Source organism: Dactylosporangium siamense, assembly GCF_016862795.1.
Classification (GTDB): domain Bacteria; phylum Actinomycetota; class Actinomycetes; order Mycobacteriales; family Micromonosporaceae; genus Dactylosporangium; species Dactylosporangium siamense.
This window is the reverse complement of sequence record NZ_BONQ01000096.1, coordinates 1-21,071: the sequence shown is the minus strand read 5'-3', so window position 1 is coordinate 21,071 and position 21,071 is coordinate 1. Positions and strand designations below refer to the sequence as shown.

The window sequence follows — 21,071 nt, the reverse complement described above, 5'->3', positions numbered from 1 at the left end:
GACGCCGCTGCCTGATCTCTTCCCGCTTCAGCCGGCGACCGGAAACGGTCGCCGGCGTTTTTTGTGTGCCGCGCGGTCCCGTTTCCGGTCCTTTTCGAGGGGACCCCCGATGACCAGCACGACCACACTGACCACCCGGCAGATCACCGACACGTTCCTCGACTTCTACCGGGAACGCGGCCATCAGGTCGTCGGCGACGCGACCCTCATCCCGCCGCAGGGCGACCCGGTGCTGTTCACCAGCGCGGGCATGCACCCGCTCACGCCCTACATCGAGGGCCGGCCGCATCCACTCGGCCGCCGCCTCACCGGCGTGCAACGCTGCCTGCGCACCACGGACCTCGACGAGGTCGGCGACGACACCCACCTGACCATGTTCCAGATGCTCGGCACGTGGTCCCTGGGCGACGTGTCCCTGGGCGGCTACGACGGTCCGCAGAGCCTCCAGTGGGGCCTCGAGCTGCTCCGGGACGGGTTCGGCGTGCCGCTGTCCAGGTTGCACGTCACCGTGCATCACAGCGACCCCGGCTCACTGGACACCTGGCAGCGCCTCGGCGTGCCGGTCGAGGTGCTGGGCGAGGAGAACTGGTGGTCCAACGGCCCGACCGGCCCGTGCGGCCCCGACTCGGAGATCTTCGTCTGGACCGGCGACGGCACGCCCACCGGCACCCCCTCGTCCGATGGTCGCTGGGTCGAGGTGTGGAACCACGTGATGATGCGCCACCGCCGCCATCCCGACGGCTCCCTGACCCCGCTCGAACAGCCCGGCGTCGACACCGGCATGGGCCTGGAACGGATGGCGATGGTCCTGCAGGGCCGTTCCTGCGTCTTCGACATCGACGTCTTCGAGCCGTGGATCCGGACCGTGTCGACACTGTGGACGCCGTCGCGGCAGTCCTCGATCGAGCCTTCGCTGCGCGTGGTGTACGACCACCTCCGCTCGTCCGTCGTCGTCATCGGTGACGGCGTCCACCCGTCCAACACCGGCCGCGGCTACGTGCTGCGCCGTCTCATCCGCCGCGTCCTCACGCACCTGTGGCGCGAGGACCCGTCCCGCACGCTGCTCGACCTGCCGACCGAGCCCATCGCGTCCACGGTCGACCACTACGGCCTGAGCATCGATCCGCTCTACGTCCAGGACGTCCTGGTCTACGAGGAACGCCGCTTCAACGCGCTGCTGCGCCGCGGCCGCCCCCTGATCGAACGGCTCCTGCTGCGCGGCCCGCTCACCGACGACGACTTCCACTACCTGCACGACACTCACGGCATCCCCCGCGACCTGGTCGAGGAGGTGCTGAGCACGGGGTTGCACTGAGCCTGGCCGGTACTGCCCTGGCCGGTACTGCCCTGGCCGGCACTGCCCTGGCCGGCACCGCCGGGCTCCGGCGCCCACCGGTGCACGGCGAACGCGGCGGCGAGCGTGGTGCCGGCCAGGAGCGACCACAGCAGCGCGGGCGAGGCGGCGAGGAGGGCGAGGAGCAGCGCGGGGGCGGCGGCGTTGGCCAGGCCGGTGGACAGCTGCCACTGCGCCAGGGCACGGCCGAGGCGGTGCGGGGGCGCCGCGGCGGTCACGAGGGCGGTGCCGCTGCCCGCGTACAGGATCTCGCCGATGGTGTACGCGACCGCCACGACGCAGATCGCGGCAACCCCGCCCATCCCGCCGCCCATCCCGTCGCTTGCCCAGAACCCCAGGTAGGAGGCCGCGAGGACGACTCCGGACCCGGCCAGGACGGCCCGGCGGGAACGGTGCGCGAGCCGGACGACCAGGTGCACCTGCAACGCGACGACGAGGACCGTGTTGCCGGCGAAGAGGATCGCCGACCAGGCGGCCGACGCGCCGAGGTGCTCGGTCAGCACGACCGGGATCGCCACCTCGAGCACCGCGAAGCACAGCGCGAACGGCAGGTTCGCCCACACGAGCACCGCCATGCCCGGCACCCGTTCCCGCGACCGCGGCGCGGCCGCCCTGCTCGCGGACGCCGGCACAGGTACCGCCGGCATGGTGACCGTGAGCACCAGGATCGCCGCGATCGCGTACCCCGCGGCGGTGCCGGCGGCCAGGAGGCGCAGCACGCCGGGCCCGCCCGCGACGGCGAGCGCCGCGACCAGCGCGCCGGCGCCGAGCCCGGCGTTGCGCAGGGAGCGGGCCGCCGCCAGCGGCGCGTCCGCCGACCCGGGCGCGGCCAGGGCCGCGACCAGTGCCGCGTGCGCCGGTGGCCAGACCTGGTTGCCGATGCCGAGCAGCAGCGACGCGACGGCGAACGCGGCGACACCGTGCGCGGCGAGCAGGACCCCGACGCCGGCGACCCGGACGACCAGCGTCGCGAAGACGGGCAGGAGCCGGTTCGCGTGCGCAGCGTCGATCCAGCGGCCCACGAGCGGGACGGCGAGGAGCCCGGCGAGCAACCCCGCGGACAGGGCGAGACCGGTGGCGGCGGGGTTGAGGTGGAGGACGCTCAGGCCGTACACGACGAGAAACGGACGCAACAGACCCGCACCGACGGCGTCGACGGTGAGGGCGGCCGCATACCGGGAACCGAATCGCATGACGGTCACGGTGCGGTGCCGGCGGCCGTGGATCACGCGGATTGACGGGACCCGTCAACGGTCGCCGGCAACGGGCCGCGCGCTGGCACGATGGTGCGGTGACGCTGACGATCGACATCACGGGGATGCCGGCGGAGCGGTGCGTGTTCGCGCCGTCGCCCCTCGCCGAGCTCACGTCGATGCTGCACGTGCTCGCCGAGCCGGCGCACCACCCCGCGGTGCAGGCGTGGGCGGCGGCGACCCTCGCCGGGTTGCGGCCGGCGCTCGCCGACCGGCTCCTGGAGGCCGAGTTCCTGTGGCGGTCCTCGCGCGCGGACTTCCTCGTGCCCGGTCGGCCGCGGCCGACCCTGACGGCGGAGCTCGACGCGGTCGACGCGATCCCCGACGAGACGTACGTGGCGTCGGCGCTCGTGATGACCTGCGGCTCGCCGCGGCTCACGGCGGGCGCCCTCGGCCGTGATCCCAGCCGTGACCTCGGCCGTGACCTCGATCGCGCGCTGGAGCTGGCGCAGGCGCGGGGGCCCAGGCAGGCGGCGTTCGCGGAGCGGCTGATCACCGACCCGGCGGCGGTGCGGGCCGCGGTCCGCGACCTCCTCGAGGAGTGCGCGGACGCGTTCTTCCTCGACGCGTGGCGACAGGTCGAGCACCAGCTCGCCGCCGACGCGCGGCACAAGGCGGACCTGTTCGCCCGGCACGGCATGCGGGCCGCACTCGCGGCGGTGTCACCGGCTATCACACTGACCACCGACGCCGGCGGCGAACGGATCCGGCTCGACAAGCTGCAGGACAACGCGACGAGCGCGGTCTCCGGACCGGCCGGCTCTTCTGGGGACGGCATCACGTTCATCCCGTCGGTGTACGGGCGTCCGCACCTGCTCACCGTCCACGCGCCGGGGTGGCGTCCGGTCGTGCAGTATCCGGTGGCGGAGCGGCACCAGGACTGGCATCAGGGCCGGCCCACGCCGATCGACCTGGTGCGGCTGCGCCTGGACGCGTTCGCGCATCCGGTGCGGCAGCGACTGTGTCGCACCCTGGCCCGCGGCCCGCACACGACCGGCGAGCTGGCCGAGGCGTGGCACCTGACCGCGCCCGAGGTGTCCCGGCACCTGGCCGTGCTGAAGAAGGCGGGGCTGCTGCAGACGACGCGCCGCGGCCGGTACGTGCGGCACCACCTCGACATCACGGCGACGGCGGCGCTGGGCGTGGACCTGCTCGCGGCCCTGCTGCGGTGAGTGACGCCGCCCGCGCGGGGTACTGACCCCGCATGCACCGCGACGACACCTCACCCGCCCTCGGCGTCCCGCCGGCCGCCCTCACCGACGACGAGCTCCTGCGCGAGCTGTCCACCCTGCACACCACCCGCCACGAGACCTTCCGCCACGGCGCCGCCGACGCCCTGACCAACCACTCCCGCCGCACCGACGAACTCGAACGCGAGTACCTGCGCCGCTTCCCCGACCGCGAGATCAGCCCTGCCCGCGTCCGCTGACCACCCCGCTCCCCCGGCACCACCCCCGACACCCCGGGATCCGACGTGCGGCCGGCGGGGTGGATCGGGTAGAGTGCACAAACGTCGCGGGCGATTGGCGCAGCGGGAGCGCGCTTCGTTCACACCGAAGAGGTCACTGGTTCGATCCCAGTATCGCCCACCGCAGGTCAGAGGCCGTTTCCGGTTGTCGGAAACGGCCCTTGATTCGTTCGAGGGGTCAAACCGGGGGTCTAGCTGGGCTCATCCTTCGGCGGAGGGGCTAGGAACAGCAGGTCCATCGCCTCCGCGCCGTGCTTCAGAACCGGGCGGAGCTGATGCCGGTAGACCTTCTCCGTGACCGCCGTGCCGGCGTGACCGACAAGGTCGGCAATTTGCTCGAGCGTGAGCCCGAGCGCGGACGCGATCGACACGAAGCTGTGCCGCATCTCCCGCGGCGTCCACTCCTTCTCGTCCAGCCCGGCGGCCTTGACCACCCGGCGGAACGCTCGCCGGACGTTCGCCGCGTCAAGCTCTGTCCCGACCTCCGACGTGAAGACCAGCCCGCTGTCCTTCCAGTCGTCCCCCGCCCGCTTCGCCGCACCCTGCTGCCACTCCCCCTGCAGCTGGAGGGCGTGGACGCACAGCGCCGGCAGCGCGAGCGTGCGGCGCGACTTCCTCGTCTTCGTGTCGCCACCCTCCCGGACCGAGCGCCAGACAGACACCGACGCTGGCACCGGTGGGTCGGCGTCGGGCTTCCCGTCGAGGTCGACCCGATCCCACTGCAGCGCCCGCACCTCTTCGGTCCGCAGGCCGGTGAGCAGCGACAGCACCACGTACGGGTAGAACTGGGTACCCTCCGCCGCCTTCACCACCGCGGCGGCCTGCTCCTGGGTCAACGACTTCGAGGGCCGCCCCGGCTGCCCTTTCGGGAGGTCGCACAGCTCGACCACATTGCGCTGCACCAGGTCGCGGGCCATGGCGCGGCGCACCGCCCGGTTGAGGCAGGAGTACGTCTCGCCGAGCGTCCGGGTGCTGAGCACCTTCGCCCGGTCGGCGAGCCAGCGGTCGACCTCGGCGGCCCGCAGATCGGCGAGCTTCCGCGCGCCCAGTTTCGGAACGATGTGTCCGTCACACAGGTGCCGGTTCTTCTCGACCGTCCTCGCCGATCTGCCGTTGAGCCCGAACTCCAGCCAGTCCTTCACCGCGTCGGCGACGGTGGTCCGGCCCGCGTCGACCTTCAGCCCTGCGAGGTACGCGTCGACCGCCATCTTCAGCTTGGCCTTGGCCTCGGGCTTCGTCTTGCCGACGCCCCGCCGGCGGATCCGCTTCCCCGTAGCCGCGCTGTAGCCCACATCCATCTCCGCGATGTACCGCTGCCGTGCCTCGTCCCAGTACAGAGCACCTTCGCCGCGTTCCCGGCGCTTGCCCGCCATCAGGCTGCCTCGCGTTCGAGCAGCGCAACGTACTCCGCGATCGCGCCGTCCGGCACGAGGCGGGCACGGCCCTGCGTCACCGTCCGGAGCCGGCCGGAGCGGATCTGCTCATAGATGACGGTGCGGCTCATGCTGAGCAGCGCCATCGCTTCCGGGATCTTCCAGAGCGCCTTACGAACCGAAACCTGCGCCGTCCGCTCCCGACGGTCGGCGAGGTTGATCGGGGTGTTCATGTCGCCTCCGATTGCTGATCACGTGCGCTGCCTTGCGAGGGGTTGCCGTCCCAGCCGTCCCAGCCGTCCCTTTGCAGGTCAGGGCTGGGACGGCTGTTTTCGCGGGACGGCTGAAGCCGTACCAGTGGCCACATGTGGGACGGGTCTAGCCGTCCCACTCAGAAAGCCGTCCCAGGGCTGACCTGGGCGGGGACGGGTGGGACGGCCGGGACGGCTCCCACGGGGGCGTCTTCACCTGAGTCGCCTCCATCGGCCGATTCAGGACTCGCGTAGCGGTCCCACGCGTCGATGAAGTCACCGCGTCGGTAGCCCTTCACCTGTCCGGTCGGAGCGGGAAATCGGATGTTGACCGACTTGATGCCGAACTCGCGGAGCATGCCGGCGAGCCTCGCCGCGCTGAGTCCGTTCGGGCCGTTCTCCGTCCACGGCGACTCGGGGTCGGCCTTGAGCAGGTCAAGGAGCACGGTGGTGGGGATGGCCGGGTGGTCGGCGAACACGGCCCGGCAGTCGTTGAGCAGCCGGACCCGTTCGGACACGGCATCGTCGTCATGGGCCTCGGTGAGCACCCGAGCGGCGAGCCGCGCCCGCGCGGGCCAGCTGCCGCCGGCGAGGTCGGCGACGGCGATGAGCGGTTCCCAGGTGTCCGCGGCACGATCTTCCAACGGCATCAGGGGTTCGGCCTTCTCCAGTTCGGCGAAGAACGGCCGCAGCCATGCGGTGATCTGTTCGCCCAGGTCCCGCAGCGGCGGTCCGTCGCGGCGGACGCGGTAGGGAGCGACCTTCTCCCCAGGAGCGCGGCGACGCATGCGGACGATCACGGCCCGGTCTTCGATGGTGTCGGGCATAGCGCCGATCCCGGCGAGGGCGGCCATCGCGAACGTCTGGATCCGCTCGAGGCTGCGGGTGTTGGGGTCCCATCGGATGGTGGGCCGGTTGCGCTGGTGTCCGGCGTTGAGCAGCCCGCGCAGGTCTTCGTTCGACTCGGCGACCTTCCCGCCGAAGATGGTGTCGGCCTCATCGATGAGCAGCGTGGGCGGGGCACCTTCGACCCCGATCGACCGGTACACGGCCGCGGTGGACGCGTTAACGGTGATGAGCGGGTTGAAGCAGACCGCTTCCACGATGTCCAGCAGCCGGGACTTCCCGCAGCGCCGTTCCGGCGCGCGGATGACCATCCGCGGGGCGTGCGCCCAGGCGGGCTGCGCGTGGGTGGCCGCGATCCACAGCGCGACGGCGTCGACCGCTTCCGGCACGGGGAGGATGACGTACCGGGTGATCGCCTCATGCAACGCGTTGAGCAGCGCCGCACCATCGATGGGCTCGAGGTCGGGTTCGAGGTGCGGCGGGTTGGGGTTCATACGGCGGCTCCGTAGGTGCGTGGCTGGGTAAGGGGCGCCGCAGCTGCGAGCATGCTGCGCCGCCAGTGCAGGGCATAGGGCAGGCAGTTGGCGCAGTTCTTGTGCCGTCCGGCGAGCACGCATTGGGCCAGGGCGGGACGGCGTAGCTTGCGGGCGGTGTCGGACCAGGCAAGGGAGTCGCAGGTGTCGCGGTTGGTGAGCAGGTCGGCGTGCTGGATGAGGCCGAGGACCTTGAACCCGAACAGGTGCAGCTGCGACAGGCCGGCAGCGCGGAGGCGTCGGATGATGTGGCCGGCCTCGGCGGTGCCCTGCCGCCGGCAGACCGACCCGACTCCAACCCGTCCGGCGGTGCTGAGGTCGATGCCGGCGAGCGTCCAGTACAGGTCGACGCATCGGGCGTAGTCGTCGGGTGTCCAGCCCTGCACGACCGGGATGATCGGCAGGTCAGGCGCGAGGTCGCGCAGCTGGACGTAGTTGAGCACGGTCCGCCGCTGGTGTTCGGCGACGGAGAGGCGGGTGCCGGCGAAGCGCTTGCCGTTGACGGTGCCGCCGTTGATGATCAGCGGTTCGCACATCCAGTCCTGCGGCGCCAGCCAGGCGAGCCGCCCGATGTCGTTGCGGTACCGACGTACCCGGGCAATGTAGTCGCGCGGCGTCACGGTCCACCGGCCGTACTTCTGCAGCTCCGTGAAACCGCCCGAATCCGCGGCCCACTCTTCCACCGCCTCAGGCAGCGCCTTGTAGACCCGCAGGCGAGGGTCGGCGACGAACAGCCTCACCCGCGCCTTGCGCAGCCAGCCAGGCTGGTGCGTGCCGAGGTAGAACACCGGCCGGTTCACAGGCCGACCCCTTCGGCGCGGAAGCCGCCTTTGATCGCTTCGCGGATCTCCCGGTCGGTCTGGTCGGCTTCGCGGCCAGCGTCGGTGAGCGCGGTAATGGCGTCGTTGTGGCTGATGGCGCCGGCGGTGACCATTCGGGCGACGCCGCGGGCGGCGCCGTAGAGGGTGACGCGGTGCCGGCCTTTCGGGGCCTGGGCGACGCGGTTGAGGATGGCGGCGAGCAGGGCGTCGGGGTTTGAGATGGCCCCGCCGCAGTGTGTCGTGACGGGTGTTCGTGGGGCGGTCGCGGTAGTCGCTGGTCGGGGTCGGGACGCGGCGAGCAGTGCGGGGGCCATCTCAGACATTGGGCGCTCGTCCACCCATCGGTAGGGCAGGTGCGTCAGGGGGTGCACCGATGGCGGCGCCACGACGTACCCGCCATCGGCCTTGATGTCCACGCCGGGCCGGTCGGCAAGCGTGGCGGCGAGGGTGCCGCCGGGGTGGCGGTAGTAGAGGTGCCAGCCTCCGCCGCCGGTGGCGACGCAGCGGGTGCGGGGCATGAGCTGCGGGTCGATCCGTCCGCCGTTGCGCGGGTCGATGTCGAGCACCGCGAGGTCGGCGATAGTGCCAGTGCGGACTGCGAGAAGCCCGTCCGGGTGGACGGTGCACATGGCCCGGATGCGGTTGGGGTCGAACGTCGCGGCGTAGAAGCCGTGGCAGGTGAGGCAGGCGCAGGTTTGTGGGTCGTGGTCGCGGGTGGCGTCTCTGCAGGGTGGGCAGTTGGCGATGGGTCGTTTGGTGCGGCCGAGCAGGAAGACCGGCCAGCCGTGTTCTGCGGTGGCCAACGCGTTGCGAAGCAACGCCGGGAAGTGAGCACGTAGTGCCATCTTGTTGTTCTCCGAGGGTTCAGGCGGTGCGCCGGTATGCGTCGAGGTCGATGACGTCCTGCCCGGCCGGCACCGCACGCTGCCGCCGCGGCGTTGTCTGCCGGTCAGGTGCTACGGCGACGGAGAGGCGGACGTAGAGGCGGTGCCGGCCGAGGTCGCAGCCGTGCAGTGCGTGGCGTTGCGGGTGGTCGGCGGGGTCGTCGGGGAGCAGGTGGGTGCCGATGCCGGTCAGGGCGGCGACGGCGGCGTCGAGTTCGGCGCTCGTGCCGATGAGCCAGATCTCCAGGCCGTGGAACGCGCTGGCCATCACGCGGTCCAGACCAAGACAGCGACCGCGCCGAGGATGAGCACGGCGACAGCGAGCCAGCCCGCGGCTTGGACGGCGGCGTCCCAGGTGGTGCGCAGGGAGAGCTTCGCGGCCCACCAGGCGAGGCCTGCGCGTTCGAGGTGACGGCCGAGCGGGATGCCGCACAGCAGTCCGAGGACGGTGCCGGCGAGCAGCCCGATAGCGGCGTTGATGTTGCGCATCGATGATTACCTTCCGTAGTTGTCCAGGCTGTCCGGGGAGGGGTTGTCCGGGGTTTCCGCGCAGAGTTGTCCGCGCTGTCCGGGCCTCTGGCTCTTTAAGGGAGGACGGTGGGCGCGGACGGCCCGGAGACCCCGGACGACCCGGACAGCAGCACTGCAGAGCGGTATACGGACAGTGACGAACTATGGGGCTATGCGGGCACGAGGGTGCGTTCGCCGGGCGCGAGGGCGGGCAGGCCGTAGACACCGCGGTCGGGTTCGTCGGTGAGCAGCCCGTCGTCCACGAGGCGCCGGAGTTCGTCGGACAGCCACGACTTGCCGCGGCCGATCTGCTGCCGGAACTCGACCAGATCCTTCGGCTCCACGGTTTCGTGACCGGCGGCGGCGAGGTCGGTCAGGTACCGGCGCAGCGCCGCCCGAGCCGCGCTCGTGCTCATCCCGGGCCGGGCGGGCGGCGGGTCGAGCAGCCGGATCACGCCGTCGTCGTCGCCGGGGTCGGAGATGTCCTTGCTCGGGTCGATGTCGTCGCCGAACCCGGGCTCCGGGTGCTCCGGGACCTCGAAGTCCGGGCCGTCCAGATCGTCGCCTTCGGCGTCGCCGTCCGGGTCGAACAGCTCCGGATCCTCGAACGAGTCCGCGTCGACGCCGTCCGGGTCGTCGTCCTCGTCCACCGCGGCGTGGTTGGGCAGGCCCGCGCCAGCCATCGTGATGCGGGTCGGCGTGGGGCTCTGCCACGCGGCGGCGCCCTCCGTGACCTGCTGCCGGTAGTCGAGGTACACCTTGCCGAACGCTTCGGCGGTCACCGGGTCGAGTCCGGGCTTGCCGAACTCGGCGACCGCTTCGCGCTGCTGGTCGGGGTCGCCGAGGTAGGTACGCAGCGGGATGGCCCACCGGTCCTCGGGCACGCCCGCAGCTTCCAGGTAGCTGTAGCCGGGCTTGCGGTCCTTCCACTCCCACGGGGCGGCGCCGGCGTCGAGGGTCTGCTCGGACAGCGCGAACTTCGCGCTGATGTCGTCGCCGGTGCCGAAGCACCAGCCGCCGCCGAGGTTGTACCGGGCGGAGGTGTCCATGCGGTCGTGCGACATGCGCTGCATGGACGGGATCAGTGAGATGCCGGCGGAGCGTGCCTGCTCGGTGATCTGCACGAACAGCCCCGAGTTGGCCAGCAGCGCCGCGGCTTCCTCCCAGATGTAGAGCAGGTACTTCAGGCCGCACGGTTCCATCGCGGCGGCGGGTTCCCACTGCTTGAACCCGTGCCGGCCGAGGTGATGCGTGCGTGCCGCGATCACGTGCGTGAGCCGCCGGTACGCGGCGACCGCGGTCTTCGGGTCGGTGAGCAGCAGGTCGATGCCGGCGGCGATCGGCGCCACGGTCTGGATGCCCTTGACCGGGTCGGAGTAGATCACCGACGCGTCGGCGCGGGTGATGACCTCGGTGCACAGGGTCAGCGCGCCCTCGGACTTGCCGGATCCGGATGCGCCCATGAGCGCGTAGTGGGTGGCGTTGCGCGGGGCGGGTTTGGCGTGCCGGTCGCCGGGCAGCCACAGCCGGGCCGTCTCGGCGTCCTCGTACCGGCCGACCGGGATCTCGACCGCGATCGACTCCCCGGGCGCGAGCGGGCCGGGCCACGCGATCGGGGTCTGCAGCTGGTCGCGGGGCACGACGATGACGTCGGCTTCGGCGAAGTTGCCCGGCACCCGATTGACGCGGACGGCGGACTCGCGGACCTGCAGCGCGGAGGCGATGCGGCCCTTCGCGGACTGCACGTCCGCGGCGGTCTGCTCGCCGGGCTCGACCGCGACCCGGGCCTTCACCCGGGTGCCGCCCGCTTCGAGCTCCACCCGCTTGACGGTGCCGGCGATGCCGACCTTCTCCAGGAGACCGCCGTCGTTGCGGTGGGTGTCGTTGCCGTCGCCGCGGGCGCCGCGGCGCAGGTTCCAGGTGATCGCGAGGACCGGGCCGAGCAGCAGCCATGCGCCCCATACCCAGCCGTTGAACAGGCCGAGGAACCAGTCGATGGGGTGGAACCACACCCACGTCGAGGGCTGGAACAGCCCGGCGGCGGTGGACCACAGCACCCACACGCCGGCCGCGGCGATGGACGCGGTCGCGTGGGTGCGCAGCGACGCGCCGCGCGGGGTGAACACGTGCCACGTGAACGCCGACAGCCCGACCGCGACGGCGGCGGCGACCGCGCCGACGATGACGGCGGCAGTGTTCGACGCGGTCGAGAACGACCGGAACAGCAGCGCGGCGACGGGCATGCACGCCCAGATGGACCACGGAAGGACGTACGGGCGCGTGCCGCCGCCACTGTCGCGGTACCGGTCGCGGCCGATTGAGCGGTCGCGGGACAAGCGGCGGGTCTTGGTGAACGGGCTCATTCGGTCACCACCTTGAACGCGGACCGCTTGCCGCGGACCGGGGACAGTTCGGGGGCGTACTCGGCGCGGAACGCCGCCCACGTGCGCACGGCGGCGGTACCTCCGGTCGCCACGCAGGCGGCGGCGTGCCGCATGTGCCGCGCGACCCGGCGGGCGCGGCGCTTGGCGGCGTACCGCTTGAACACGCCCTCGGCGGGCTGGATGGTCGACAGGGCGGCTTCCATCTCGGCGGCGCCGATGTGCAGCGCCATCGCGAAGTGGTGGCAGGTCTTGCGGACCTCGTTGCAGTAGACGCGCAGTTCACGCGAATCGGTGAAGTCGGGTTCCGGGATGTTCACGGCAGCGTGCGCCATGATGGGGGTCCTCTCCAAGGGCTGTGCAGACAGTTCGAACGGGAGGGCGGGGCACGGCCGCAGGTTCCTAGGCCGTCAGGGCCGTGCCCCGCGCAGAGCTAGAACGGCGGCTCGTCCTCGAACCCGCCACCGCTGGACGTGCTGCTGTTGCCGGCTGGGCGGGTCCGTGACGCCGACGCCCACTGGTCATCACCCGCAGCGCCGTCCGCGCCGCCGGTGCTGCGGGCCAGCTTCTGGACCTTCGCGGTCGCGTACCGCAGCGACGGGCCGACCTCGTCCACGTCGAGCTCGAACACGGTGCGCTGCTGTTCGCTGGCGTCGGTGAACGTGCGGGCCTTGAGCTTGCCGGTCACGATCACCCGGGCGCCGCGCTGCAGCGACTCGGCGACGTTCTCCGCCACCTGCCGCCACACCGAGCACGACAGGAACAGCGGCTCGCCGTCCTTCCACTCCCCGGACGCCTTATCCAGGAACCGCGGGGTGGAGGCGACCCGGAACTTCGTCACGGCCGCACCGGACGGCAGGAACCGCAACTCCGGATCGCTGGTCAGGTTGCCGACCAAGGTGATGGTGGTGTCACTCACGACGAACGTCCTTTCAGGACAACGGGATTGAGGGGTTTGGGGTTAGTCGTTGGGGAGGTGCTGGCTGCCGCGCGTGGTGATGTGGACCGTGAGCGCCCGCGGCAGCCGGCGGAACGCTGACAATGGGATCGGTCGGTGGTCGGCGCTGCGGGCCTCGATCAGCCCGCGGTCGCAGATGCGCCGTAGTTCGTCGTCGCCGACGCTGGTGAGTACGGCCAGCTGGCTGACCGTGCGCCGCCCATGGTGGGTGCCGAGGGCGCACAGCACCTGGTTCTGCGGCTGAGCGAGCACCTGCAACCCGGGTTGGGTGATCGTGACCTGGACGGCGATCAGACCGGCCGGCGTGAAGTCCTGCACCGGGACCGGGGTCCCGTCGAACGTCACTGCGACCAGTTCCAGCGCGGCGAGCAGGGCCACGTCGCCGAGGCCGCAGGACTGGACGTGCATCAGCTGCAGCGCGGTCCACGGACCGCGGTCACCCCGCAGGGTGTTGAGGATCCGCCACTGCATCGGCGTGAGCCGGTTCGCGACCGGGTTCGACATCGTGACACTCCCTTTCTAGGTTCGGGGCAGGTAGTCGTGACCGCGGTGCAGCAGCCGCACCCGCAGCCGCGCCGGGACCTTCGTGAACGCGGCGAGCGGGATCGGCTCGTGCGTCTGGGGGTTGTCGGCCTGCACCAGGTGCGCGGCCTCCATGCAGCGCAGGACCTCGTCATCGGCGCCGCTCACGTTGCGCAGCACCGCGATCGGATGACCGCGACCGTTGTGCCGGTGCAGCCGGAACACCTGCAGCACCAGCCACGCCCGGTCCCGCACCAGCAGCCGCCGCGCGGCGTCGGTCAGAGTCACGTCGCTGTAGATCTGGCCGGTCGGGGTCAGGTCCTGCACCGCGACTGCCACGCCACCCGCCGTGACCTGCAGCAGGCCTGCCTGCACCAGCCACGCGAGGTCTTCCGCCGTGGCGCCTTGCCGGTCGATCAGCCGCGCCACCGACGACTCGCCACCCTCGGCGTACTCCACCGCCGCGATCTGCCGCCAGCACTGCGGCCGCATCGCCAGCATCGTCTTGGAACCCATCAGGCTCTCTCCAGTTCGAAGGATCGGCAGGGCAGTCAGTACGGCAGGAAGGTGCGGCCCTTGGCGGTCAGCCGGACCGCGACGTTGGACGGCGGCACGTGCGGCAGCATCATCGGATCGAGCGGCTCACTGGCCACCACATGCGCCACCGTGACCAGCTGCAACGACGTCATCTGCTGGAACAGCACCACGTCCGCGCCCGCGCAGTTCGTCAACAGGAACCGCAGCTTCAGCGAGCGACCCTGCCGCGCGCCGAGCAGGCACAGCACCCGGTTCCGCGGCGTCGACAACTGCCGCGCACCGGCCTTCGTCAGCCGAAGCTGGATCATCATCGGACTGCCGTCATGCGCGAGGTGCTCACCGATGCTGACCGCCGTCGTGCGGCCGTACATCGACCCGTACAGCAGCCCGGCCTGCTCCAACCGGACGATGTCGTCGTCTGCGGCGTCCTGCGCATTGGCCAAGGTCGCCATCCGCGCTGGATGCCGGCCCAGCCGTTCCAGCGCGTTGAGCACCCGCCAACCGGCGGAACTCAAGTGCACCATCGTGACCGTCATCGTTCGTGCCCTTTCTGATCCGGGCGGCGAACCCGTGCCCGCCGCACTCGATAGGGATTCAGGCGGCGTGCAGCAGCGGCACGGAGCCGGTCGCCTGCTGGCCATCCGGCGTCGACACGCTGTCGACAGCCTGTCGACGGCGATGCCGTTTCACCGTCGCCTCGGACAGGTCCAACCGGGCCGCGATCGTGGCGTCGGTGGCCTTCGGCGACCGGGCGACCGCCTTCGCGATCCGCTCCGCAGCCGACGGCTGCCGCTTGCCCGCCGGCTTGGTCACAGCCGTCTTAGCCTCCGCGACGGCGACGGCCGTTTCCGCGGTCGCATAACACGCCTGCGCCGCGGTCAGGTCCGACTGCAGCTGCTCGACCAGCTCCGACAGCCGGGCTGTCTCGGCCTCCGCGGCGTCGCGTGCCTCGTGCTGCTGCTGCATCAGCGTGGCGAGCGTTTCAGCCCGGTCGGCGGCGTCTGCGCGGCGCAGCGCTTCGGCCTCCGCCCGCTCCATCACCGCCTGCAGCTCCGCCTCCACCTGCGTCCGGCGGTCCTGTTCCTCGCGCAGCTGCGCCGCCCCGTCGTCGGCTCGCGCCGTCGCGGCCTTTGCGTCGGCGACCGCAGCCGCGGCCGTGGCCTGCGCCGCCTCCAACTGCCCGACCAGGTCCTCATCGGTGTGCAGCAGCCGCGCCGGGTGCAGGTCCCGGGCGATGAGGTCGGTCAGCCCGTCGTAGTCCGGCTGCGCCGCGAGCCGATCCGCGATCGCATCGAGGTCGTAGGTCGCGGTCGCGATGTCCGCCGTCGTGGGGTCGACAGCCGCGCGGATCTTGCGGTGCAGGACCTTGGCGATGGCCTTGGTGCGCTGCTCCTGCCGCTGCTGCGCCCGCGCCGCGTCCAGGGACCCGTACAGGCCCAGTTCCGGGGATATCTTTGCGAGAGACTTCGCGCGCAGCGTCAGCAGCGGATGCCGCAGCCAATGCCCGGCCAGCTCATACGCCGGGGTCGTGGGCGGCAACGCGCCGATCGCCCGCAACCGGTCCCGACGCTGGTTCTCCGTGTGCATCAGCCACACCAGGTAGCCAAGCGCCGACATGCCGGCGAAGAACCCAGCGAGGAGCTTGTCGTCGTGCGCAAGCCAGTTGAACGACACCGCACCCACCGCGATCGCCGCGGACAGCGCCCGCGACACCACAGCCCGCTCACCCAACCTGCGGCGCGTGTCCGCGTTCGACAGCACCACGATCCCGCCCAGTTCGAGGGCGGCGACGGCGGGGATCGCGAACAGCAGCGGCAATGCGAGGGCCTCGTGCGCGCCCCACACCTGACCGGTCAACGCGACCAGCAGCACCACGACGTAGAACACCTGCCGCACCAGCGACGTACGCCGCACCGACGCTGCCAGATCCGCATCCAGCCGGGTCCGGGCATCGGCCACACCCAGCGCGCTCACGCCGCCACCGCCGCAACCGGCGCTGGCACCACCGTGAACACCGCGACCTCCAGACCATCACCGCGATAGCGATTGCCGCCACCGTTGCCGTGATGGAAGGTGCCGCCGGACATGGCGCGGGTCGAGGCGTCCTGCCCGAGCGTGACGAACGTCAGCAGATCCACCGCGGAGACCCGCTCAGCGGTATCACCGCTGTGCTGGCACGCCTGGATGAGCACCTCCACCGCGATGTCGGGCAGCCGCTCGAACGGCGGCAACGCGTCGAAGTCCTCGGCAAGCGCGCGCAGCGCTGCAGCGATGTCGCCGGGGTAGTTGAAATAGGTCATGGATCAGCCCTCCTGGGCGCAGTCGAGGCACTCGCCGAGCGAGCGCGGGATGAAGTACGGCCGCTCGATGCGGCAGGTCGAACAGGTCCGGCGAGCCCGCAACGCGCATGCCACGCCGCGCAGCTGCGCGGCGGATGCGGTCCGCTTCGGCTTCGCCAACTCGACCCGGTACAGAAACGCCACCCGGTCACCACCAACACCGCGCCACATCACCTGCGCCGCAACCGGCTGACCAGCAGGACGCAGGCCCAGCGCGCGCAGCTGCCGCAGGGTCGCGTAGCCGTCTGGCGCGCCCTGCCACATGAACGTGGGGATGCCGAAGCGCTTGCCCTCCGGGTCGCAGAACCGGGCACGGATGCGGCTCACGGCCGACTCACGCAGCCTCGGCGGCGACAGCCGAACCGCGGCCGTTGACCGCCATGAACACCGCGTCGTACGAGACGCGCAGCCGCGCCGCCGCGGCGGACAGGCTCAGCCGCCGCGCCAGCAGCCGCTCAGCAGCGACCGCAAGCTCCGGCCGCGTCAGCCGAACACGCTCACCACGGCACGCCAGCTCGACCGCGATCTCATCGACGTACTCTGGGTCGACGTCCATCTCCCGCGGCAAACCGCACTCAACCGCGAACCGCTCGTCATCGCGGATCGCCAGTTCCCAGCACGCCCCACACGCCACAACGTGGCTTGTGAGCCGCGAGCGATGAGCGGAACAGTTGCGGGCTGCGACGTCAGCGAGTACGTGACTTGGGCCGAAGTGATCGTTGAGCCTCTGGGGTGCCACAAGGCTCCCGATGCTGGACCTGGGCATAGACACGCTTGACCTCCTACGGCAATGAACTGCGGTGGCGAGATTTCGTGTAGGCATCTCTATACGAGGGACCGTACACCCATCACTAGACGCTGTCTAGCAGCGAGTATTTGATCTACGCGTATGCTGAGCGGGTGGAGAATGCCGAGCCGTCGAGCGCCGCCCGCAACGTCGTGGCGGACCTGGCCTCGATGCGCACGGCGTACCTTGAGATAGAAGCGGCCATTCGTGAGAACCCAGACGCCGAAGCTGCGTTCGGACTGGCCACGCAGTTGCGGGAACTGATCGATGAGCTAGTCGGCGAGGCGGCCACGTTCAGGGCACTCATGGCCGACCGGGTATTCCGCTCGGAAGACATGTCGCTCGCGGAACTCGCCCGACGCTTGAAGATCTCCAAGGCGCGCGCCGACCAGCTGGTGCGAGCGGCGAAGGCAGCCGTCGCCGAGAAGTCATAGGTACGTGCCGACGCCTGCAGAACGATTGCCTTCGCAGTGGCGTTCGTGAAGATCGGCAGCACGGTGCCCTCCTGAGGATCGAAGCTCGTTGTCGCCGGTGGGCGCCATCTCGCTGTGATCACAGACTGGCTGTATCGACGTCCATCAGGAACAGCATCGATCCGTCACCTACCCTCAACCACCTCAAGTGGTCGTACGCTGACGGTCAGATGCTGACCGCTGACGGTCAGGTGCTGACAAGCTGTTGAGTCGGGGGAGTGCCACAGTGAGCCATCAGGCCGGCGGGACCGTCAACCACATCCGGCAACACCGGGAAGCCGCTGGTTACACGCAGGCCGAGTTGGCAGAGCTTCTCCAGGTCGATGCGAACTCGGTCAGTCGATGGGAGCTGGGTAAGGTCGCCCCGTACCTGTCGCAGCAGCGGCGACTCGCCGAGGTGTTCGGCGTAGCCATCACCGATTTGGGCATCAAGGGCCGGACTGCTGCAGAACCGGCAGCACCTTCGCAGTTCGCATTCCTTGAGGAGGTTCCGATCGCACCCATCGACCGGCGCGTTGCCGCGAGCCAGGAACAGTGGCTGCGCACCCGCCGCGCCCTCAACAAGCGCCGAGCGGCCCTCACCGAGGCCGCAGCCCGCGTCTACGGCGACGCGGCACGCGTCGCCGGCACGACGCTGCTGAGCCGCCCCGGTTGGCTCCCTGACGTGCCTATCGACCTGGACGCAGTCGACCTTCACTATGACGATGCGCCTGTCCCGCAGGTTGACGGCACTGAACCGGAGACCGCGCACATTCGTCCGTTGGCGGATCTGGCTCGCGCGTACCCGCGGTACACGATCGCCATTCAGGACATCGCGCGGCCACGACTCTTCCAGAACCGCCTTTCCTGGCGGCCTCTCGACGTCCAGTTCGCCGGTGGGCGCGGACGGCTCAGCTTCGGCGAGACGACGTACTTCGCCACCATGGATCACCACGAAGCGCTCGCGCACGAAACCGCGTACGTATGCCTCGACGCGGACGGACAGCCGACCGGGCGTGCTCCGAGCCTGCGCGAACTGCCATTCCGCCGGCTTGTCCGTGACCCGTTCGAACTCGGCCGGCGACCCTCGATCGCGTCCGTGTCGACGCTCGTTGTCCGCGCGGGCAGCGCGCCGACGTTCCTGTTGCATCGACGGGATTCCAGCGCGGTCGCGATCGCCGGGTCGCTGGTTCATGTGGTGCCGACCGGCGTGTTTCAGCCGAGCTCGATCCTGCCTGCCGCGAAGGTCGCCGACTTCGACATGTGGCGCAACCTGCAGCGGGAACTGTCTGAAGAGCTGCTTGGCGATGACGAGCATGACGGCAACGGCCAGCCGGTCGACTACACCGTCGACCCGTTCGCGTTCCTCGACGCCGCCCGCGCTGCGGGCACGATGCGCGCCTCATGCGTCGGCGTCGGGCTCGACGCTCTGACCCTTGCGACCGAGATCCTGACCACGCTCGTCATCGACCCCGACGTGTACGACGATCTGTCGCGCGACTTCGTGGCGACGAACGACGAAGGCACCGTGGTTGCTGAGCCGGTCGCATTCGATGAGGTCACCGTCAAGGGCATCCTTGCGTCCGGGCGCATGGCACCTGCGGCGGCGGGGCTGCTCGCACTCGCTTGGCGGCACCGGGGAACACTGCTCGGATGAGGATCCTCGTCACCGGCGCCGGCGGCTTCGTCGGCCGCGCGGTCTGCCTGCATCTTGAGCTGCATGGCCACGCCGTCCTGCCTTGGCCGAGCCGACTTGGGTACGACCTGACGGACACGCCTTCGGTCAAGGCGTGGCTTGAGGAAGAGGCCCCGATCGACGCGGTCGTGCACCTGGCCGCCAAGTCGACGGTCCGCGAGTCGTGGCAAGATCCCGCCGGCTACTACGCAACCAATCTGGGCGGCACCGCGAACCTGGTGAGCGGGCTGCGGCTGAACCCTGGCCACCCCGTGCCGGTGGTGTTCGCGTCAACCTCAGCGGTCTACGGGCCGGATCGCGACGGCTCGCTGAGTGAGGATCTCGATGCCCGCCCGACGAACCCTTACGCGGCCACCAAGGCTGCTGCAGAGCAGCTGCTGCACTTCGAGGCGCGCGCCGGCAACATCGGAGTCACCACGTTGCGACTATTCAACGTGGCAGGCGGCTATAACGGGATCGTCGACAGCAACCCGACGAGGATCATCAACAACTGTCTGCGCGCCGCCGCCGGCGTGATCCCGCACGTAAGCGTCAACGGCGACGGGTCGGCGCGGCGAGAATTCACCCACGTGACCGACGTTGCTGAGGCCTTCCGGCTGGCCGTCGAGACCACGAAGGTCGGCGACTCGCGCACCTACAACGTCGGCACCGGCGTTGGCGTGTCGATGCGGGAAGTGATCGACGCCACCCGTGCAGTGACCGGCGTCGACTTCGAAGTTGTTCACAACCCGCCTGTGGATGAGCCCCAGATGCTGGTAGCCGACGTGTCGCGCGTGCAGGCCGAACTTGGATGGACGCCCGAGAGGTCCACCCTGGAGCAGGTTGTCGTCGATGCGTGGCGGTTCCGCTCGCTTGCCTCATAGCATGCTTTGGGCGTCGCTTTCATTCGGCCGGAAGCTTTTCCGCCCGGACCTAGGTCCGTCCAGAAGGCACAACAGTGACGGATCGACCTAAGACCGCCATCGTTTCCTTATATAGGGTGCGGGCGTTAGGTCGAATTCTTTAATTCCCTTTAAGCGGGAACTCCTTATTCAGGATTGCCGTTACCAACTCTTTACTCTTGGCGGCCCGTTCGGGCGCCCAGCTGCGACTCTTTATGAAATCAACCATAATCCTATAGGCCACGATAAATGCCTGCGATATCTCCGCCTCGGATATCAGCCGGTCCTCTTCCGCAAGTCCCGTCAGCTGCTTAGGGCTGTAAACCCGAGCGTTCAGCGCTTTGGCGACCACGAGCATCATCGTATGGAAGCGCAGTTCCGTCTTTAGCTCTGGTCGCGCGCGAACGAGGCAGGCGTGGCGTTCTCATTCAAAACTTCGGCATCGTCGGTTACCAGGCCATCGCCGAGGAAAACGTAAACAGCGTCCATTCCGCCATCGTTTCCGCCGCCAACTCGACCTTGCGCAACCTCCTCCGGAGAGAGGTCGAAGTATTTCAGGATTTGTTCTGCCGCGAACAACTCGAAGATGATGTCGCCGCCCAGCGGCTCGGAGCGCGCCTGGCTAGCTTCCGCAAGCGCCTGGTCCAGCAGGACCAGTTCGTTGTTCACCACAACTCTCCACTTCGCCACGCACCTGGTTCAGAGCCCTCAGTTGGCCTGCAGCGCTCGATATGCGCTCCATATGCTGACACAGCAGCTAACCAAGAACTGCGATATTACATGTTCCCTGCTCAGGGCGTCGTCGCGCCTGGCCTGCTGCGTAGGTCGCCAGCGATCCCTGACTAGGGCAGCCAGCTTCCAGCCGAGAGCGCGACTGTTGACGACCACTGGACGGCGTCGGCCCGGCGCCGCAGGCGGGGGGGCAAACTGGGGGGTCACCGGCACGTACGCCGGAGTACGTCGATGGGCATCGGCGTACGCACAACCGTGGCGCCTGAAGGCAATCCAGCGGATGTCTAGTTGCCCTCATCCGGTTCACACCGGATGAGTCAGCCGCGGACGCTGGGTTGACCGGTTGCGGGAGGTGCGCGGAGGGCGTTGATGGTCGGCGCATTTCGAACGTTACGGAACCCTACTTACGCGCCGGTTTCGAAGATCCGTCACGAGGTACGGCAATCGCCTCTGCCTTACGTACTCTCGCCAGGTTGTGGCGGGTGTTCAGGGG

General features: G+C 69.9%; 26 protein-coding genes and 1 tRNA gene. 7 read left to right on the top strand and 20 right to left on the bottom strand.

The window, feature by feature from the left end; genetic code table 11:
- Positions 1 to 109 precede the first annotated feature (109 nt).
- Positions 110 to 1,315 carry an alanine--tRNA ligase-related protein gene (locus Dsi01nite_RS30960; protein ID WP_239136301.1) on the top strand — a complete coding sequence of 402 codons (1,206 nt, stop codon included), beginning with the start codon at positions 110 to 112 and terminating at the stop codon, positions 1,313 to 1,315.
- On the opposite strand, the gene Dsi01nite_RS30955 is transcribed toward Dsi01nite_RS30960, so the two are convergent.
- On the bottom strand, positions 1,261 to 2,547 hold the full coding sequence (locus Dsi01nite_RS30955) for an MFS transporter (protein WP_203849842.1): 1,287 nt from the start codon (positions 2,545 to 2,547) through the stop codon (positions 1,261 to 1,263). The two genes, Dsi01nite_RS30960 and Dsi01nite_RS30955, sit on opposite strands and share 55 nt — an antisense overlap.
- Before the next feature lie 98 nt (positions 2,548 to 2,645).
- Here Dsi01nite_RS30955 and Dsi01nite_RS30950 point away from each other — a divergent pair, with 98 nt between their 5' ends.
- From Dsi01nite_RS30950 to Dsi01nite_RS30940, 3 genes are all read left to right on the top strand, one after another.
- A complete protein-coding gene (locus Dsi01nite_RS30950; protein WP_239136300.1) occupies positions 2,646 to 3,779 on the top strand; it encodes a DUF5937 family protein in 1,134 nt (377 codons plus the stop codon).
- 32 nt (positions 3,780 to 3,811) lie between these two features.
- Entirely contained in the window at positions 3,812 to 4,036 is a 225-nt protein-coding gene (locus Dsi01nite_RS30945) for a DUF6158 family protein (protein ID WP_203849841.1), read from the top strand.
- An 88-nt stretch (positions 4,037 to 4,124) separates the two neighbouring features.
- A tRNA-Val gene (locus Dsi01nite_RS30940) sits at positions 4,125 to 4,196 on the top strand.
- Between the two features lie 70 nt (positions 4,197 to 4,266).
- Here Dsi01nite_RS30940 and Dsi01nite_RS30935 read toward each other — a convergent pair.
- From Dsi01nite_RS30935 to Dsi01nite_RS30855, 17 genes are all read right to left on the bottom strand, one after another.
- Positions 4,267 to 5,448, bottom strand: a complete 1,182-nt coding sequence (locus Dsi01nite_RS30935) for a site-specific integrase (RefSeq protein ID WP_203849840.1) — start codon at positions 5,446 to 5,448, stop codon at positions 4,267 to 4,269.
- Complete coding sequence (locus Dsi01nite_RS57600) at positions 5,448 to 5,681, bottom strand: helix-turn-helix domain-containing protein (protein WP_239136299.1); 234 nt, start codon at positions 5,679 to 5,681, stop codon at positions 5,448 to 5,450. Before Dsi01nite_RS57600 ends, Dsi01nite_RS30935 begins: the two co-directional genes overlap by 1 nt.
- A 158-nt stretch (positions 5,682 to 5,839) precedes the next feature.
- Positions 5,840 to 7,039 carry a DUF3631 domain-containing protein gene (locus Dsi01nite_RS30925; protein WP_203849839.1) on the bottom strand — a complete coding sequence of 400 codons (1,200 nt, stop codon included), beginning with the start codon at positions 7,037 to 7,039 and terminating at the stop codon, positions 5,840 to 5,842.
- Positions 7,036 to 7,878, bottom strand: coding sequence for a deazapurine DNA modification protein DpdA family protein (locus tag Dsi01nite_RS30920; protein WP_203849838.1), 843 nt, complete (start codon positions 7,876 to 7,878; stop codon positions 7,036 to 7,038). Before Dsi01nite_RS30920 ends, Dsi01nite_RS30925 begins: the two co-directional genes overlap by 4 nt.
- Entirely contained in the window at positions 7,875 to 8,744 is an 870-nt protein-coding gene (locus tag Dsi01nite_RS30915; protein ID WP_203849837.1) for a bifunctional DNA primase/polymerase, read from the bottom strand. Before Dsi01nite_RS30915 ends, Dsi01nite_RS30920 begins: the two co-directional genes overlap by 4 nt.
- Positions 8,745 to 8,763: 19 nt before the next feature.
- Positions 8,764 to 9,051 (bottom strand): hypothetical protein, encoded by a 288-nt coding sequence (locus Dsi01nite_RS30910; protein ID WP_203849836.1) that lies wholly within the window; start codon positions 9,049 to 9,051, stop codon positions 8,764 to 8,766.
- On the bottom strand, positions 9,051 to 9,272 hold the full coding sequence (locus Dsi01nite_RS30905; RefSeq protein ID WP_203849835.1) for a hypothetical protein: 222 nt from the start codon (positions 9,270 to 9,272) through the stop codon (positions 9,051 to 9,053). The genes Dsi01nite_RS30910 and Dsi01nite_RS30905 overlap by 1 nt, the downstream gene beginning before the upstream one ends.
- A 191-nt stretch (positions 9,273 to 9,463) precedes the next feature.
- Entirely contained in the window at positions 9,464 to 11,656 is a 2,193-nt protein-coding gene (locus Dsi01nite_RS30900) for an FtsK/SpoIIIE domain-containing protein (RefSeq protein WP_203849834.1), read from the bottom strand.
- Complete coding sequence (locus Dsi01nite_RS30895) at positions 11,653 to 12,009, bottom strand: TraA-like protein (RefSeq protein ID WP_203849833.1); 357 nt, start codon at positions 12,007 to 12,009, stop codon at positions 11,653 to 11,655. Before Dsi01nite_RS30895 ends, Dsi01nite_RS30900 begins: the two co-directional genes overlap by 4 nt.
- A 98-nt stretch (positions 12,010 to 12,107) precedes the next feature.
- Entirely contained in the window at positions 12,108 to 12,593 is a 486-nt protein-coding gene (locus tag Dsi01nite_RS30890; protein ID WP_203849832.1) for a single-stranded DNA-binding protein, read from the bottom strand.
- Positions 12,594 to 12,635: 42 nt separating this feature from the next.
- On the bottom strand, positions 12,636 to 13,136 hold the full coding sequence (locus Dsi01nite_RS30885; protein WP_203849831.1) for a hypothetical protein: 501 nt from the start codon (positions 13,134 to 13,136) through the stop codon (positions 12,636 to 12,638).
- 15 nt (positions 13,137 to 13,151) lie between these two features.
- Positions 13,152 to 13,670 carry a hypothetical protein gene (locus Dsi01nite_RS30880; RefSeq protein ID WP_203849830.1) on the bottom strand — a complete coding sequence of 173 codons (519 nt, stop codon included), beginning with the start codon at positions 13,668 to 13,670 and terminating at the stop codon, positions 13,152 to 13,154.
- Positions 13,671 to 13,705: 35 nt separating this feature from the next.
- On the bottom strand, positions 13,706 to 14,206 hold the full coding sequence (locus tag Dsi01nite_RS30875; RefSeq protein WP_203849829.1) for a hypothetical protein: 501 nt from the start codon (positions 14,204 to 14,206) through the stop codon (positions 13,706 to 13,708).
- A 79-nt stretch (positions 14,207 to 14,285) separates the two neighbouring features.
- Entirely contained in the window at positions 14,286 to 15,665 is a 1,380-nt protein-coding gene (locus tag Dsi01nite_RS30870; RefSeq protein ID WP_203849828.1) for a coiled-coil domain-containing protein, read from the bottom strand.
- Positions 15,662 to 15,991: a hypothetical protein gene (locus tag Dsi01nite_RS30865; protein ID WP_203849827.1), complete on the bottom strand. Its 330-nt coding sequence runs from the start codon at positions 15,989 to 15,991 to the stop codon at positions 15,662 to 15,664. Before Dsi01nite_RS30865 ends, Dsi01nite_RS30870 begins: the two co-directional genes overlap by 4 nt.
- A gap of 3 nt (positions 15,992 to 15,994) precedes the next feature.
- The gene (locus tag Dsi01nite_RS30860; RefSeq protein ID WP_203849826.1) at positions 15,995 to 16,357 is read right to left on the bottom strand and encodes an RRQRL motif-containing zinc-binding protein; all 363 of its coding nucleotides are present in this window, start codon (positions 16,355 to 16,357) and stop codon (positions 15,995 to 15,997) included.
- 7 nt (positions 16,358 to 16,364) lie between these two features.
- Entirely contained in the window at positions 16,365 to 16,586 is a 222-nt protein-coding gene (locus tag Dsi01nite_RS30855) for a hypothetical protein (protein WP_203849825.1), read from the bottom strand.
- Between the two features lie 344 nt (positions 16,587 to 16,930).
- Here Dsi01nite_RS30855 and Dsi01nite_RS30850 point away from each other — a divergent pair, with 344 nt between their 5' ends.
- From Dsi01nite_RS30850 to Dsi01nite_RS30840, 3 genes are all read left to right on the top strand, one after another.
- Positions 16,931 to 17,251: a hypothetical protein gene (locus Dsi01nite_RS30850; RefSeq protein WP_203849824.1), complete on the top strand. Its 321-nt coding sequence runs from the start codon at positions 16,931 to 16,933 to the stop codon at positions 17,249 to 17,251.
- A 265-nt stretch (positions 17,252 to 17,516) separates the two neighbouring features.
- Positions 17,517 to 18,926 carry a helix-turn-helix transcriptional regulator gene (locus Dsi01nite_RS30845; protein ID WP_239136298.1) on the top strand — a complete coding sequence of 470 codons (1,410 nt, stop codon included), beginning with the start codon at positions 17,517 to 17,519 and terminating at the stop codon, positions 18,924 to 18,926.
- Positions 18,923 to 19,828, top strand: coding sequence for an NAD-dependent epimerase/dehydratase family protein (locus Dsi01nite_RS30840; protein WP_203849823.1), 906 nt, complete (start codon positions 18,923 to 18,925; stop codon positions 19,826 to 19,828). Before Dsi01nite_RS30845 ends, Dsi01nite_RS30840 begins: the two co-directional genes overlap by 4 nt.
- A 139-nt stretch (positions 19,829 to 19,967) precedes the next feature.
- Here the strand turns inward: Dsi01nite_RS30840 and Dsi01nite_RS30835 are convergent, their stop codons facing one another.
- Positions 19,968 to 20,198, bottom strand: a complete 231-nt coding sequence (locus tag Dsi01nite_RS30835; protein WP_203849822.1) for a hypothetical protein — start codon at positions 20,196 to 20,198, stop codon at positions 19,968 to 19,970.
- Positions 20,199 to 20,230: 32 nt separating this feature from the next.
- A complete protein-coding gene (locus Dsi01nite_RS30830) occupies positions 20,231 to 20,515 on the bottom strand; it encodes a hypothetical protein (protein WP_203849821.1) in 285 nt (94 codons plus the stop codon).
- Positions 20,516 to 21,071: the final 556 nt, after the last annotated feature.